Source organism: Mycobacterium sp. IS-1742 (assembly GCF_001500125.1).
Lineage (GTDB): Bacteria > Actinomycetota > Actinomycetes > Mycobacteriales > Mycobacteriaceae > Mycobacterium.
Genome location: NZ_LQIV01000004.1, coordinates 113,101 through 128,787 on the forward strand (window position 1 = coordinate 113,101; position 15,687 = coordinate 128,787).

Consider the following 15,687-nt stretch of genomic DNA (forward strand, 5'->3'; position numbering starts at 1 on the left):
CTTCGATGGCTGCTGGTTCGCCGGATCGCCGCGCGATCATCACCGAGGCGCTGCGCAAGATCGATGATCTGACAGCACGGTTGGAAATCGCCGAGCGAGGTCAGTACGAACCGATCGCGGTGGTCGGGATAGGGTGCCGGCTGCCCGGCGGGGTGGGCGATCCCGAGGAGTTCTGGCGGTTGCTCTGCGATGGCCGCAGTGGGATCGTCGAGGTTCCGTCCAAGCGGTGGGATGCCGACGAGTTCTACAGCGCGGACACGTCGGTTCCGGGGACGATCTGTACCCGTGAGGGCGGGTTCCTGACCGGGTGGGAGCCCGACGAGTTCGACGCGGAGTTCTTCGGGATCTCGCCGCGGGAGGCCGCGGCCATGGATCCCCAGCAGCGGTTGCTGATGGAGGTGGCCTGGGAGGCACTCGAGCACGCCGGCATCACACCGGACGGTATCCGCGGTTCGCAGACGTCGGTGTTCGTCGGCATGACGGGCTACGACTACATGCTGAAACTCTCTGACGGCCTGCGCCGTGAGGAGTATGACGCCTACGTGCCGTTCGGGAATGCGGCGAATTTCGCGGCGGGTAGGTTGTCGTACTTCCTCGGGCTGCGCGGTCCGGCGGTGGTGGTGGACACGGCGTGTTCGTCGTCGTTGGTGTCGGTGCATCTGGCGTGCCAGAGCCTGCGTCGCCGGGAGAGCGACACCGCGCTGGCCGCGGGCGTCAACCTGATGCTCAAGGCGGAAGCCAATGTCGCCCTGTCCCGCTGGGGGATGTTGGCGCCGGACGGTCAATGCAAGACGTTCGACGCCGGCGCCGACGGCTATGTGCGCAGCGAGGGGTGCGGTGTGGTCGTGCTCAAGCGCCTCGGCGACGCGCTGCGCGACGGTGACCGGGTGCTGGCGCTCGTGCGGGGGTCGGCGGTCAATCAGGACGGGGCCAGCAGCGGGCAGACGGTTCCCAACGGGCCCGCGCAGCAGGCACTGATGAGGCAGGCGCTGACGGCGTCACAGTTGGGTCCGACCGACATCGACTACATCGAGGCGCACGGCACGGGCACCGCACTGGGCGATCCGATCGAACTGGACGCCCTCAGCGCCGTGTTCGGCGACCGGGGGGACGCGGCGCCGCTGGTGCTGGGTTCGGTGAAGACCAACCTCGGACACCTCGAATCCGGCGCGGGGGTTACGGGATTCATCAAAACCGTGCTCAGCGTGCAACGCGGGTACATTCCGAAACACCTGAACTTCGAGCGGTTGACGCCGCACGCGGGCCCTGGTGCATCGCAGTTCACCATCGCGGCCGACGGGATGGAGTGGCCGGCGGTGACCCGGGCGCGCCGGGCCGGCGTGTCGTCGTTCGGCGTCAGTGGGACCAACGCGCACATCATCGTCGAGCAGGCCCCGGATGTGGTGGCCGGTGAGAAGGTGTCGGATCCGGCGGTGTGCACGCTGGTGGTGTCGGGGAAGTCCGACGACCGGATCGCCTCCACGGCAGGGGCGTTGGCGGAGTGGATGACCGGCGCCGGGGTGCCGTTGGCCGAGGTGGCCCACACGCTCAACCATCACCGGGCCCGGCATGCCAGGTTCGCGACGGTGTGCGCGCGCGATCGCGCCCAGGCCGTGGCGGGTCTGCAGGCGTTGGCGGCGGGGCGGCCGGCTGATGGTGTGGTGCGGCCGCATGAGGGTCCGTGTGGTTCGGGGACGGTGTTCGTGTTCTCGGGTCAGGGTTCGCAGTGGGCGGGGATGGGTCGGCGGTTGTTGGCCGATGAGCCGGTGTTCGCGGCGGCGGTGGCGGAGTTGGAGCCGCATTTTGTTGAGCAGGTGGGTTTTTCGTTGCAGCAGGTGCTTGCCGATGGTGAGGCTGTGTCGGGGGATTCGCGGGTGCAGCCGGTGATCATGGGGTTGCAGTTGGCGTTGACGGAGTTGTGGCGGTCCTATGGGGTGACTCCGGATGCGGTGATCGGTCATTCGATGGGTGAGGTGACCGCGGCGGTGGTGGCCGGTGCTCTGACCCCGGCTGAGGGGCTGCGGGTGATCGCTGTGCGGTCCCGGTTGATGTCCCGGCTGGCCGGCCAGGGCGCGGTCGCACTCCTGGAACTCGATGCGCCCGCCGCGGAGGCGGTCGTCGGCTCACATCCGCACGTCGACATCGCGGGTTTCGTGTCGCCGACACAGACGGTGGTGGCCGGTCCGCCGGCAGCGGTGGACGCGGTCATCGAGGCGGTCGTGGGGGAGGGGCGGTTCGCGCGGCGGGTGAACATGGAGGTCGCCTCGCACACCGCGCTGATGGACCCCATCCTCGACGAACTACGCCAGACGCTCGCCGATCTCACACCGCAGACGCCGTCCGTGCCGTTCGTGTCGACCGTCGACGACACCATCTCGACTCCGCTGCTGGACGCGAACTACTGGGTCGCCAACGTGCGTCGGCCCGCGCGGTTGCACCAGGCGGTTTCGGCCGCGGCCGCCGACGGACACACCACCTTCATCGAGGTCAGCCCGCACCCGATCCTCACGCACGCCATCGCCGAGACGCTCGGTGACGGCCACCACCACGCGATCGGCACGCTGGCCCGCGACACCGACGACACCCACACCTTCCACACCAACCTCAACACCACGCACACCACCCGGCCGCCGGTCACCCCGCACGCGCCCGAACCCCACCTTCAACTGCCCACCACTCCGTGGCATCACACCCGCCACTGGTTCGCATCGGAGGGGCCGCGCCGCGCCACGCACACCGTGCGCCACACCACCGGACAGACCGCCGGGGACGTCATCCCCGCTGAATGGCGCTGCGATCTCACCTGGACCGCGGCGGATCTCACCGCGCAGGACACCACCGCGCACCAGTGGCTCGTCATCGGCAGCGCCGACGTGGCCACTCAGCTGACCCGGGCGGGCCACACCGCGACCACCCTCGCCGAGCACGCCGTCCACGACCACCACGCGCTCACGGAGGCGTTGGCCGGGGCCACCCGGGTGGTGTACGCGCCCGCGACCGCGCCGCGCTGTTTCGACGCTGCGCCTGCCCGGTCGTTGTTCGATGCGGCACGGGACCTGGTCAACCACCTCGTGACGGCGTCGACGCCTGCGAAGCTCTGGATCCTCACCCGCAACGCACAGCCCATCGAGGAGGGGGACAGGGCCAATCCGGGCCATGCGGTGCTGTGGGGCCTCGGCCGCACCCTCGCACTCGAACATCCCGAGATCTGGGGCAGGGTCGTCGACGTCGACGAACTCGTGCCCGCCGAACTCGTGGCCCGGTATCTGCTGGATGAGGCCGCCGCCGGCGACGAGGAGGACCAGGTCGTCTACCGGGCGGGCGTACGCCGCGTCCCCCGGCTGGAACGCCGCGGCAACGCGGTGGCCGCCCAGGCGTCGATCGATCCGGACGCCGCACACCTCGTCGTGGGTGCCACCGGCAACATCGGCCCGCACCTGGTCCAGCAGTTGGCCGACATGGGCGCCCGCACCATCGTCGCGGTGTCCCGCAACCCGGGGAACCGATTGCAGCACCTCACCCAGGCTCTGGCGGACAGGGGTGTCACGCTGGTCACGGTCGCCGCGGACGCCTCCGACGAAACCGCGATGCGCCCGCTGTTCGAGCGTTTCGGCGCCGACCTGCCCCCGCTCGGCGGCATCTACCTCGCCGCGTTCGGAGGCGGACCGGTGACGCTGCTGGACATGACCGACGACGACGTGACCCCGATGTTCACCGCGAAGCTCGATGCGGCAGCCGTCCTGCACAGGTTGTCGCTGGGGCATCCGGTGCGCCAGTTCGTCCTCTTCACGTCGATCTCCGGGCTGATCGGGTCACGCTGGCTGGCGCACTACACCGCGACCACAACGTTCCTGGACACCTTCGCCTACGCCCGCCGGGCCGCCGGCCTGCCGGCCACCGCCATCAACTGGGGGTTCTGGAAATCGCTGGCGGACAACGAGTCCGACGAGTACCGCCAGGTCACCATCAACTCGGGGCTCGAGCCGATGCCCGACGAGGTCGCCATCCAGGCTCTCTGGTCGACCATCGGTTCCGACAGCCCGGTGCGGTCGACGGTCGTCGCTGCGGACTGGACCCGGCTGGGAGCCGCCTACCGAACCAGGGCGCCGATGCACATCCTCGACGACCTCACGACGCCGGAGACCGACGAGGGGAACGCCGGCGACAGCTGGGTCGGGTTGGACGCCGTTCGGGGTATGGAAGCGGCGGAGGCGCGGCGGGTGATCGCCGACAGGGTGCTCTCGCGGCTGGCCGGGGTGCTCGGATACGTCGAGCCCTCGTCGATCAACGCCTCGGCGCCGCTGATCGACTTCGGCATGGACTCGCTGATGGCCGTGCGGATCCGGCAAGCCACGCGCGCGGACCTGGGCGTCGAGCCCGCCGTATCCCTGCTGCTCCAGGGCGGGTCGCTCAACGATGTGACCGCCGACGTGCTGAGCCAGTTGGGAGTCGCCGAGCCGGGAACGACCGCCGTCGACAACGTGCGTGAGAAAGCCAACCAGCGCGCCGCCGCGCGCCGTGGTGCCGCAGTGCGGCGGAAGAAAGGACAACTGCTGTGAACGCTTTCGGCACACCGGAGGATCCACCACCCAACGCGGTCGCCGTCATCGGCATGGCAGCACGGCTCCCGGGCGCGAATTCGGTGTCGGCATTCTGGGACAACCTGCGCCGTGGCGAGGAATCAATCGTCACGCTGTCCGAGGAAGAACTCCTCGCCGCCGGGATTAGCGAGCAGACACTGGCCAACCCGTTCTACATCCGCCGGGCCCCCATCGTCGACGGCATCGACGAATTCGACAATGACTTCTTCGGGTTCCCGCCGCAGATGGCCCGCATGATGGACCCGCAGCACCGGCTGTTCCTCCAGACCGCCTGGCACGCCATGGAAGACGCCGGATGCGACCCCGCGGGGTTCGACGGTTCGATCGGTGTCTACGCCACCAGCGGATCGAGCATCTACCTGCTGCACAACCTGCTCACCCATCACGACCCGAACACCATCCTCGGTCAGGGCGCGACCTTCGACCTGGTGAACATGTCGCTGCTCAACGACAAGGACTATCTCGCCACCCGCGTCTCCCACCAGTTCAACCTGCGCGGACCGAGTGTCACGGTGCAGACGGCGTGCTCGTCGAGCATGGTCGCCATCCACTCGGCCTGCCAGAGCCTGCTCAACGGGGAATCCGACATCGTGCTCGCCGGCGGGGTGTCGCTGCGGGTGCCCCATCACGTCGGCTACTTCCACGAACCAGGATCCATGGTGTCGGGCGTCGGGCACTGCCGGCCGTTCGACTCGCGGGCCGATGGCACGGTGTTCGGCAGCGGCGTCGCGGTGGTGGTGCTCAAACCACTGGCCACCGCACTCGAGGACGGTGACCGCATCCACGCCGTCATCCGGGGATCGGCCATCAACAACGACGGTTCGATGAAGATGACCTACGCGGCACCCAACGGCGCGGCGCAGGCCGACGTCATCGCCGAGGCGCACGCGGTCGCCGACGTCGACCCCGCGACGATCAGCTATGTCGAGGCGCACGGGACGGGAACGCCACTCGGCGACCCGATCGAGATCGACGGGCTCAGAAAGGCGTTCGGGGTCTCCGACACCCCGCGGCCCGGCCCGTGCGCGGTCGGTTCGGTCAAGTCGAACATCGGCCATCTCGCCGAGGTCTCCGGCATCGCGGGCCTGATCAAGACCATCCTGAGCCTCCAGCACAAGGCTATCCCGGCGACGCTGCACTACACCGAACCCAATCCGGCGCTCGATCTCGACCGCGGGCCCTTTGTCATCCAGAGCGAGTACACCCCCTGGGAGTGGGACGGGATCCGCCGGGCCGGGGTGAGTTCGTTCGGCGTCGGCGGCACCAACGTCCACCTTGTCGTCGAGGAGGCGCCCACCCGCCCGGTGACCGCCCCGGTCGACGGTCCCAAGGTTCTGCGGCTGTCCGCGCGAACCGAGGAGTCGCTGAGCGCGCTGCGCACGGCGCTGGCCGACGAGCTGGCAGGCGACGACCCCGTCGATCTCGACGATGTCGCGTTCACGCTGGCCGGCCGGCGCACCGATGCGGTGCGGATGAGTGCGGTCGTCCACGACCGTGCCGACGCGGTCGCCGTCCTCCGAACACCGGACAGCGACGACGTCTTCGTCGGCGACAGCGTCGACACCGGAGACGAAGCAGACCGCGTGGTGTTCCTGTTCCCCGGTCAGGGCGCCCAACACAGCGACATGGCCCGTGGTCTTCACGACGCGGAACCGGTGTTCGCGGCGGCATTCGACGAATGCGCGGCGGGATTCGACGCCGAGCTCGGCATCGACCTCAAGGCGTCGATCTTCGGGCCGGCAACACCGGAGCTGGAGCGCACCGATCTGGCGCAATCCTCCCTGTTCGCCGTCGAATACGCGCTCGGCAAGCTGGCCGAGTTCTACGGCGTGACGGCAGCGGCCTACGCCGGACACTCCATCGGCGAATACGCCGCGGCCACCTTGGCCGGCGTGTTCGACCTGCCCACCGCCATCAGCGTGGTCGCGCAGCGGGCCCGACTCATGCACGCCTCGCCGGAGGGCGCGATGGTCGCGGTGGGCGCGGGCCGCGAGGACATCGGCGATCTGCTCGGCCCGGCTCTGGACGTCGCCGCGATCAACGAACACGGTGGCTGCGTCATCTCGGGTTCACAGGAGGACATCAAGACGCTCCAGAACGAACTGCGCCGGCGTCGCATCCTCGCTCGCCGGGTTCGGACCTCGCACGCCTTCCACTCCCGTCTGATGGACGCCGTGGTCCCGCAGTTCGCGGAGTACCTGTCCGGGGTGCGGCTGAACGCCCCGCGAATTCCTCTGCTGTCCAACGTCACCGGAACGTGGATGACCGACGCGGAAGCGACCGACCCCCAGTTCTGGGCGCGCCAGATCCGTGCGACCGTGCGCTTCGCCGACGAGCTCACCACGGTGCTCGCCACCCCGAAGCGGGTACTGGTCGAGGTGGGACCCGGGGGGACGCTGACCGGGGCGGCCGTTCGCCATCCGCGGTGGTCCGACGACCATCGAGCGGTCCGGCTCATGCGCCACCAGGTCCAGACCCGTGACGACCACGACACATTCCTGCTCGCCCTCGGTCAACTGTGGACCGCCGGTGTCGACCTCGACTGGTCGCGACTGTCGAAGGCGCAGCCCCAGCGGGTCACGTTGCCCGGCTACCAGTTCGACAGGCAACGGCACTGGATCGAGCCGAACCGGAGCCTTGAATGGTCGCAGGGGGTTTCGACCTCCGACGCATCCGGGGCGCCCGCACCCGTCGTCACTTCCGCCGCGGCCAACAGCGGTCAGTCGATCGAGCAACGACTGCAACAGAGCTGGTGTGAATGCCTCGGTGTCGCCTCGATCGATCCGACGGAGAACTTCTTCGAGATCGGCGGCGACTCACTGATCGCGATCGGGGTCGCGATGAACGCCACGAACAAGGGTCTCGACCTGACACCGCAGGATCTGTACGAGTATCCGACGGTGTCCGCGCTCGCCGGGGCACTCGGTGCGCGATTCTCGGTCGGCGGGCTGGCCGAGATGCCTGCCGCCGACGCGATCAACCCGCCGGTGCCACCGAGCGTCGCCCACTTCCTCGAATACGGCATCCGGGACCCCGGTCGGTGGCGAGTGCCACTGTTGTTCACGGTGCGGTCCGACGTCAGCGTCGACGACGTCCGTTCCGTGCTCACCGCCGTGACGAACCACCACGACGCGCTGCGTGTGCAGGTCGACGCACATGCCGGTAGCTGGGAACAGCGCATCACCCAGGCGGTGGAATCGGTCGACCCGACGGTCCTGACCCTGCCCGACGAAACAGGCCACGGCACCGCCCGGGAACGTGAAGCGGTTCTCGAGCTCCTGGCGGACCACCTGTCGGCAGAGGATCTGTCGATGTCCCCGCTGCGCGCGGCCCACATCCTCGACGCGAACGGGACTCCGCGGTTCCTCGCCCTCTCGGTGCACGAGATGGTCGTCGACAGCACCTCGCGCGAGATCCTGCTGACCGACATCATCACCGCATTCGGTCAGCGGCTCGCCGGTCAGGAGATCAGCCTGCCGCCCGCCACCGCGTCCTGGCAGGCGTGGTCGCAACGCTGCGCCGAACTGACCACCCACCCCTCGGTGCTGGCCGGCCGCGAGTACTGGATGGAGACGGCCACCAGGACGACGATGCACATCGCCGACCACCACGTCGGCGATCCGCCGTCCAGCGAACACCTGGTGCGGATCGGGACGACGCTGTCCGCCGCGCAGACCGAGGAGGTCGACCGCGCACGGCGGATGTACCAGTACACGCTCGACGAGCTGCTGCTGGCCGCGCTCACCCGGACCGTGGGGGATGCGCTCGGTGACGGTGTGCTGGCCGTCGGTGTCCGCGGCGACGCTCGGCCGATCCTGAAACCGGACGTGGACCCCCGGCGAACCGTTGGGGCATTCACGACGCTCTACCCACTGGCGCTGACCTGTGCCGGGCGCGAGAGGTCGTCGGCGGTGGACGCGCTGAACGACGTCCACACCGCGCTGGACCGCGTGCCGCATCAGGGGATCGCGTACGGGCTGCTCCGCTTCCTCTACGGACCGACCGCGCGCACCCTCAGCGCCGTCCCGCCGCCGGACATCCTGTTGTCCAACGAGGGTGTGGTGCCCGACATCGACCTGGGGGACGGTCCCATCCAGATGGACGCCGACGTGGCCTTGTCCCTGCGCGACAAGATCCCGGGGTTGGGCCACGCGATCGAACTGCGCGTGTTCCGTTCGTCCGGTGGACTGCACCTCGACTGGTGGCACGACACGCGGCGCGTCCCACAGGCGACCGTGGAGACGTTGGCCGCACGGTTCCCCGCCAGCTTGAACGACCTCGTGGCCGAGGCGACCGCATCGGCAGGCGAGAACGGCGAACTCGCCGACGCCATGGAGGAGCTCGCGCTCGTGGACCTGTCCGCGGAATGAGCCGGGACTCCCGAGGCCCCCACCCGACGAAGCACCGTCAGACGAAGCACCAACCGACGAAGAGGAATGCGATGCAGAACAGCCGAACGGCGAACTCCGACAGGAGCGTCGTCGTCAATGGGATCAGCAAGTCGTTCGGTGACGTCCATGCCGTCCGAGGCGTGAGCTTCGATGTCGGGCGGGGCGAGGTGGTCGCCCTCCTCGGACCCAACGGTGCCGGGAAGACGACGACCGTCGACATCCTGTCCACCCTGACCAAACCGGACAGCGGCACGGCGACGATCGCCGGATTCGACGTCGTCACCGAGGCATCGAGCGTCCGGCGGTCGATCATGCTGACCGGTCAGCAGGTCGCGCTCGACGACATGCTGACCGGTCGAGAGAATCTCGTGCTGTTCGGCCGACTGCAGGGTCTGCCGAAGAAGGCCGCGGAAGCGCGGGCCGAGGAACTGCTCTTCGCCTTCGACCTGGTCCACGCCGCGAACCGCAAATTGAGTACGTACTCCGGTGGAATGCGGCGGCGGATCGACATCGCCTGCGGTCTGGTGGTGCGTCCGGAGGTCGTGTTCCTCGACGAGCCGACAACGGGGCTCGATCCGCGGAGCAGGCAGACCATCTGGGACCTGGTTTCCGGGTTCAAGGACGTCGGGATCGCCACACTGCTGACGACCCAGTACCTCGAGGAGGCGGATGCGCTCAGCGACCGGATCATCGTCATCGACCACGGTGGCATCGTCGCCGAGGGAACGGCCGACGAGCTGAAGGAGCGCACGGGCGGTAGCTACTGCGAGATTGTCCCCCGCGACCTCAACGACCTCCCGGCGATCGTCGACGCCCTGGGATCCCTTCTGCCGGAGCAGAACCGAGCGGCCATGACCGCCGCGTCGGACCGGATCGCGATGCCCGCGCCGGATGGGCCGAACACACTCGTCGAGGCTCTGTCGCGGCTCAACTCGGCGTCTATTCAGTTGACGGACATCGCACTTCGGCGTCCGTCGCTCGATGACGTTTTCCTGGCCCTGACCGCCGACTCGGAGTCGGCGGCGGCCAAGACTTCCGACGCGGTGGACGACGGCAACTCGGGTGAACTGGTCGGCAGCTCCGCGGGCGGCACGGGGCGGCACCGCCGCAACGGACGTGGCTCGCTCGCGTCGTCGGATCTGGTGTCATGACGGCTGCGCTGACCGACCCCCGGCCGGAACCGAAGACGCTCGGACAGTGGTGGGTGCTGACCAACCGGCTGGTGTCGCCCACGCTGCGCAACGGCGAGGTCGCCACCGCTCTGGTCGCGTCGGTGGTGTTCACCGTGGGGTGGTACATCCCGTTGAACAACATCCTCGGCCCCAGATCCGGGATGAGCAGCTACGCGCAATTCCTGATGCCGCTTGTTGCGCTCCAGGGCATCTCCTTCGCCGCGATCACCGGCGCCCTCCGTGCCGCGACAGACTCGGTGAAGGGCATCAACCGGCGGTTCGACTCGATGCCCATACCGGCGTTCACGCCGATGGCCGCCCGCATGTCGGCCGGCCTGTACCGGTGCGCCGTGGGCACCTTCGCCGCGTTGGTCAGTGGTCACATCATCGGCTTCCGCTTCCACGGCGGCGTGCTGAATGCGGTCCTGTTCTGTGTGCTGCTGTTGGCGATCGGTCTGGTCCTGTCCTTCCTGGCGGACCTGCTGGGCAGCAATTCGAAGAATCCGGAGGCGACCTCGCAGTGGCTGATGTTGCCGCAGTTGATCTTCGGGCTGATCTCGGTGGGAATCCAGCCCGCCGAGAACTTCCCCGACTGGATACAACCTATCGTGCGTAACCAGCCGATCTCGCAGTTCATCTATGCGCTGCGCGCGCTCGGTGGCGACACCACCCCGGGCGCCGGCGAGGTCAGCTGGTCGGTCATCGGCCCGTCAGTGGCCTGGCTGGTCGGGGTGATGGTGATCATGGTGCCGGTGTCGGTGATGCTCCTGCGGAGGCGGTCCTGATGACGATGACCCACAACGGCGCTCGGCCGGCCGAATCCACGATCTTGCGGGACGACAGCTTTCCGACGATCGACCGATCCCGCGGGGAGAACTCGCTGCGGTTGCTTCTCCCGCATGCCTGGGTGCAGACGAAGCGGCTGTTGACCCGCTTCTTGCGGGATCCGATGACGTTCTTCTTCGGTGTCGTGTTCCCGATCTTCATGCTCCTGGTGCTCGACATCGTTCTCGGCGACGCGATCAAAGCCGTCACGGGCGCCTCCGCGGTGTACGGCAGCGTCCCGCTCATGACGGTGATCGGTGCCATGAACGGCGCATCCGTCGGCGCCGTCGGCATTATCGCGGAACAGAACGACGGGATGCTGGCGCGGTTGTGGGTGACGCCGATCCATCGCGCCTCGGGGCTGTTGGCGCGGATCACCGCGGAGGCCCTGCGCGTGGTGATCAACTCCGTGCTGCTGTTGGCCGTCGGTTTCGCGCTCGGGCTTCGTTTCGAACACGGCCCGCTCGCGGCGGTGGCCTGGCTGTGCGTGCCGGTGCTGTTCGGCGTCGCCTTCGCCATCCTGGTTCTCACCGTCGCGTTGTACTGGCCGAGCCCGACCATGGTGAACGCGATCGTCCTGGTGAACTCGTTGTGCCTGTTCTTCTCGAGCGGTTTCGTCCCGCTGAACCAGTACCCGGCGTGGGTGCAGCCGGCCGTCGAGCACCAGCCGGTGTCGTACGCGATCGAGACGATGCGCGGGCTGTCTCTCGGAGGCCCCGTTCTGCAGCCCGGCATCGGAACGCTGGCCTGGTCGGCCGGCATCATCCTCGCCTGCCTGATCCCGATGATCATCGGCTACCGCAAAGCCAGCATGCGCGGATGAGCGGACGACGCCGCGGACGGCCTCCGCACACCGGCCCCAAACACCGGGCAGCGCACCGGGAAGGACTCTGATGGCGTACTCGACGTCGGTGATCCGACGGCTCGCCCCCAGCGAGAAGTTCTTCGCCGAGACGCAGACCTTCACGTCCATCACCGTGCTGCTCGACGGTGAGGTGGACATCGATGCGATGACGGATGCATTCGACGCACTACTGGAGACCTATCCGGTGTACGCGGGGCACCTCGAGCCCGATACTGACGGCAGTTTCCAATTGGTGGCCGATGACCTCCTCCACCCCGGAGTGTGGGTGCAGTTCGAGGGTGACCCCGCGCCCACAGATCAACTCGATCAGGGTGTGGCGCTGATCTACCTCCTGGTGAAGCCCGATGCGACACCCGCCGAGCTCACCCTGTTCATCCACCACAGCCTCGCCGACGGAACGCACATGGCCGGGCTGCTGTTCGAGCTCTTTGCGCGCTACACCGGGGTTGTCACGACGGGCAGCGCGGGCACGGTGAGCCCGAATCCGGCCCCCGAGCCGATCGAGACGATTCTCGAGCAGCGGGGCATTCACAAGCAGCAGCGGTCGGGGCTGGACCGCTTCATCCCGGCCATGTTCGCCTACGACCTCCCACCCAAACGTCTCACCACCAGAAGCGCAGCCGAGCGGCCGGCGGCGGTCCCGACCACGCGATGCCGGCTGAGCAAGGCCGAGACGTCGAGCCTGGTGAAGTACGGACGGGTCAACCGGCTGTTCGTGAACAACCTCATATCGGCGGCGATCCTGCTGGCGGAGTGGCAGGTTCGACGCACGCCGCACATCCCGATCCCGTACGTCTACAACGTGAACCTGCGTGCGCTGGTGGAACCGCCGGTGAGCGCGACGGGCTGCACGCTGGCGATCGGGGTCGCGACCTACCTCGCGCACATCACGCCCGAGACCACGATGGTCGAACTGGCCCGCGGCATTGCGGACATGTTCCAGGCCGACCTGGCCGACGGCGTTGTGCAGCAATCACTTCTGCACTTCAACATGCAGTATGAGGGCGCGATTCCAGGTCTGCCCGATGTGGTGCTGTCGACGAACCTCGGTAACGCGGTGGCCATGAGCACGCCGCCTGGACTGGCGGTGGTCGGCGTGCAATCCCAGTTCTACCGCGCGTCGTCGGCGGTCATCGACGTCTACTCGTTCGGCGTGGTCGGCGGCGAGCTGCTGATCGAACACCACGTCGACGCGGCCGAGACCACCATCGACCTGATTCACTCGCTCCTGCGGGCCGCGGTCTCAGAACACCAACACTGAAGGGGATGTCAACCATGAGCTCACCGAGTTGGCTCGCTCGCCGACGCGCCACAGACCTGCGGCCCGACGCAGCCGACACCGTGCACGTCGAACTGAGCGGACCGCCGCAGACCATGCTCGACATGGTGTTCGCGAAGGCCCTCGACGCCGAGTCGCCGCACCCGGTCCTCGCAGACACCTATGCCCGCGACCTGATCAACCGGGTCGACTACGACAGGCGCCGCAATCCCATCACCAAACAGCGCAGGCGGCAGGTCTCGTCGATCACCGTGCGGGCGGCCCAATTCGACATCTGGGTGAGGCAGTTCCTGGCGGCGAACGAGCGCGCGGTGGTGCTGCATCTCGGTTGCGGGCTGGACAGCCGGGTGTTCCGAATCGATCCCGGGCCCGGCGTGGAGTGGTTCGACGTCGACTTTCCGGACGTCATCGCCCTGCGTGAGCGGTTCTATCCGACCCGTGAGCACTATCATCTCGTGGCCGCCTCGGTCACCGACCCGGCCTGGTTGCAGGATCTGCCCGGCGACCGGCCGGTGCTCGTCCTCGCCGAGGGGGTCAGCATGTACCTGCAGGAGCAGGACGGAATTGCCCTGATGCGTCGCGTGGTCGAGCATTTCCCAGCCGGTGAACTGCAGCTGGACTTCTGGAGCCGCTTCGGAACCCGTGCGCAACAGAAGAACAACACCGTCGTGCGGTGGTCGGGGTCGGAGTTGGGATGGTCGGTCGATCAGCCCGACGACGTCCTGGCGAAGGTGCCGGGCACGCGTTTGATTGCCGCGATCTCACTGTTCGACGCGGAGACGGCGCAGCGTCTGCCCAGAGGGCTTCGCCGATTCAGCCGCGTCGCGTCACGTACGCCGGTGCTGCGCAAAATAGTGCAGCTCCACCGCTACGCCTTCTGAGCGCGGACGACCCGGGCCGGTCAGCGGAACGCGTAATCGCTGACCGGGAACCGGGTCGATTCCCGCACCGCCCGACCGCGGGAAACGGGGCGAACGATGGTCGCGTCACCGCGGAAGTGGTAGGACCGCGATCCGGCGCAGTTCCCCCGGAAGTAGACCATATTGCCGAGCTTCGCCGACATCTGCTCGTAGTAGCGGGTGTTGGCCTGTTCCGTCACCTCGAACGTCTCACGGCCGCTGCGGCGCAATTCCCCGAACAGCCGACGCATGTGGCGCATCTGAATTTCCATCATCGTGAAGAACGATGCGCCGGTGAACGCGTACGGGCTCGCGAGGTTGAGGAAGTTCGGGAAGTTCGGGACGGAGATGCCCTCGTAGGTCTGGAAGTGGTTTTCCCGCCACCACTTGCCGAGGTTCCGGCCATCCCGACCGACCACCTCGATAGCCGGGAAGTTGGCCTCCCAGAGATCGAATCCCGTTGCCAACACGAGAGTGTCGAGCGATCGCTTCCGACCGTCGAGGGTGACGATACCGTCCGGCTCGACGCGCTCGATCCCCGCCGTCTCGAGGTGGACGTGTGACTGGTTGAAGATCCGGTAGTAGTCATTGTTGAACGTCGTACGTTTGCAACCGAATTCGTAGGCCGGGGTGAGTTTCCTCCGGGTCGACCGGTCCCGGACCGAGGCGAACAGGTGCAGACGGGACAGCCCGGCCGCGGCGGCGTTGAGCAACCGGACCTGCTTGTAGTGGACGACTGCACTGGACACGCCGATCTCGGCGAATGCGTCGGTGACCAGGCGCAGAAGGCGCTGCGCGAGGGGGAACCTCGCGAACAGGCGCTGCGCGGCCGACGGTATGGCGAAGTCGACCTTCGGAACCACCCAGATGGGGGTGCGCTGGAAGACGGTCAACTCCGCCGCCTGCTGCGCGAGTTCCGGAATGAGCTGTACGGCGGTCACGCCGGTGCCGATGATGCCGACCCGGCGGCCCTCGATGGGGGAGGCCAGATCCCATTGCGCGGTGTGAACCATCGTGCCGCCGAAGGTGGTGACCCCCGGAATGTCGGGGATGCGTGGCTGCGACAGATATCCCGTGGCGGTGATGAGGAACCGCGCGGACATCGACCGTCCCCCGGCGAGCGCGACCCGCCACAACTGGGCATCCTCGTCCCACCGGGCACCGTCGACCGTGGTGTTGAACCGCATGAAGCGCCGGAGGTCGTACTTGTCCGCCACGTGGTCGGCATAGGTTTTGAGCTCGGCACCCGGGGCGTGCAGTCGGGACCAGTAGGGGTTCGGTTCGAACCAATATGAGTACGTGGTGGACGGGATGTCCACCGCAAGACCGGGATAGTGGTTGACGTACCACGTGCCGCCGAGGTCGTCCTCGCGATCGAGAATCGCGATGTCTTTGTAGCCCAGCTGATTGAGCTCGATCGCGGCGCCCATTCCGCCGAAGCCGGCCCCCACGATGATGACGTCCAAGACCTCCGAATCCATCGTTCCACCGTACCGCCGGAGGCGCCGCCCGGCGCGACTTCGGGACCGTAAAAGGTGTTTGCTGTAAAAAAGATGCACTCTCAGACGCTCAACGGGTCGGGCATATAGTTGTCCAGCGATGGCAAACCGATTGAGTACGCAATTATTCCTTTCGCCAAGACCTCCCGCTAGGGT

General features: G+C 67.6%; 8 protein-coding genes. 7 read left to right on the plus strand and 1 reads right to left on the minus strand.

The window, feature by feature from the left end; translation table 11 throughout:
* Positions 1-5: 5 nt before the first annotated feature.
* The 7 genes from AU196_RS04150 to AU196_RS04180 all read left to right on the plus strand — a co-directional run bounded on the left by AU196_RS04150 (position 6) and on the right by AU196_RS04180 (position 14,014).
* Positions 6-4,559 carry a type I polyketide synthase gene (locus tag AU196_RS04150; RefSeq protein WP_059093820.1) on the plus strand — a complete coding sequence of 1,518 codons (4,554 nt, stop codon included), beginning with the start codon at positions 6-8 and terminating at the stop codon, positions 4,557-4,559.
* Positions 4,556-8,971: a type I polyketide synthase gene (locus AU196_RS04155; RefSeq protein ID WP_059093821.1), complete on the plus strand. Its 4,416-nt coding sequence runs from the start codon at positions 4,556-4,558 to the stop codon at positions 8,969-8,971. Before AU196_RS04150 ends, AU196_RS04155 begins: the two co-directional genes overlap by 4 nt.
* Positions 8,972-9,042: 71 nt before the next feature.
* The gene (locus AU196_RS04160; protein WP_059093822.1) at positions 9,043-10,143 is read left to right on the plus strand and encodes a daunorubicin/doxorubicin resistance ABC transporter ATP-binding protein DrrA; all 1,101 of its coding nucleotides are present in this window, start codon (positions 9,043-9,045) and stop codon (positions 10,141-10,143) included.
* Positions 10,140-10,949: an ABC transporter permease gene (locus AU196_RS04165; RefSeq protein ID WP_059093823.1), complete on the plus strand. Its 810-nt coding sequence runs from the start codon at positions 10,140-10,142 to the stop codon at positions 10,947-10,949. Before AU196_RS04160 ends, AU196_RS04165 begins: the two co-directional genes overlap by 4 nt.
* Complete coding sequence (locus AU196_RS04170; RefSeq protein WP_059093824.1) at positions 10,949-11,812, plus strand: ABC transporter permease; 864 nt, start codon at positions 10,949-10,951, stop codon at positions 11,810-11,812. The genes AU196_RS04165 and AU196_RS04170 overlap by 1 nt, the downstream gene beginning before the upstream one ends.
* 70 nt (positions 11,813-11,882) lie before the next feature.
* Complete coding sequence (locus tag AU196_RS04175; RefSeq protein WP_059093825.1) at positions 11,883-13,115, plus strand: phthiocerol/phthiodiolone dimycocerosyl transferase family protein; 1,233 nt, start codon at positions 11,883-11,885, stop codon at positions 13,113-13,115.
* Positions 13,116-13,129: 14 nt separating this feature from the next.
* The gene (locus AU196_RS04180) at positions 13,130-14,014 is read left to right on the plus strand and encodes a class I SAM-dependent methyltransferase (RefSeq protein WP_059093826.1); all 885 of its coding nucleotides are present in this window, start codon (positions 13,130-13,132) and stop codon (positions 14,012-14,014) included.
* 20 nt (positions 14,015-14,034) lie between these two features.
* On the opposite strand, the gene AU196_RS04185 is transcribed toward AU196_RS04180, so the two are convergent.
* The gene (locus AU196_RS04185; RefSeq protein WP_059093827.1) at positions 14,035-15,513 is read right to left on the minus strand and encodes a flavin-containing monooxygenase; all 1,479 of its coding nucleotides are present in this window, start codon (positions 15,511-15,513) and stop codon (positions 14,035-14,037) included.
* Positions 15,514-15,687: the final 174 nt, after the last annotated feature.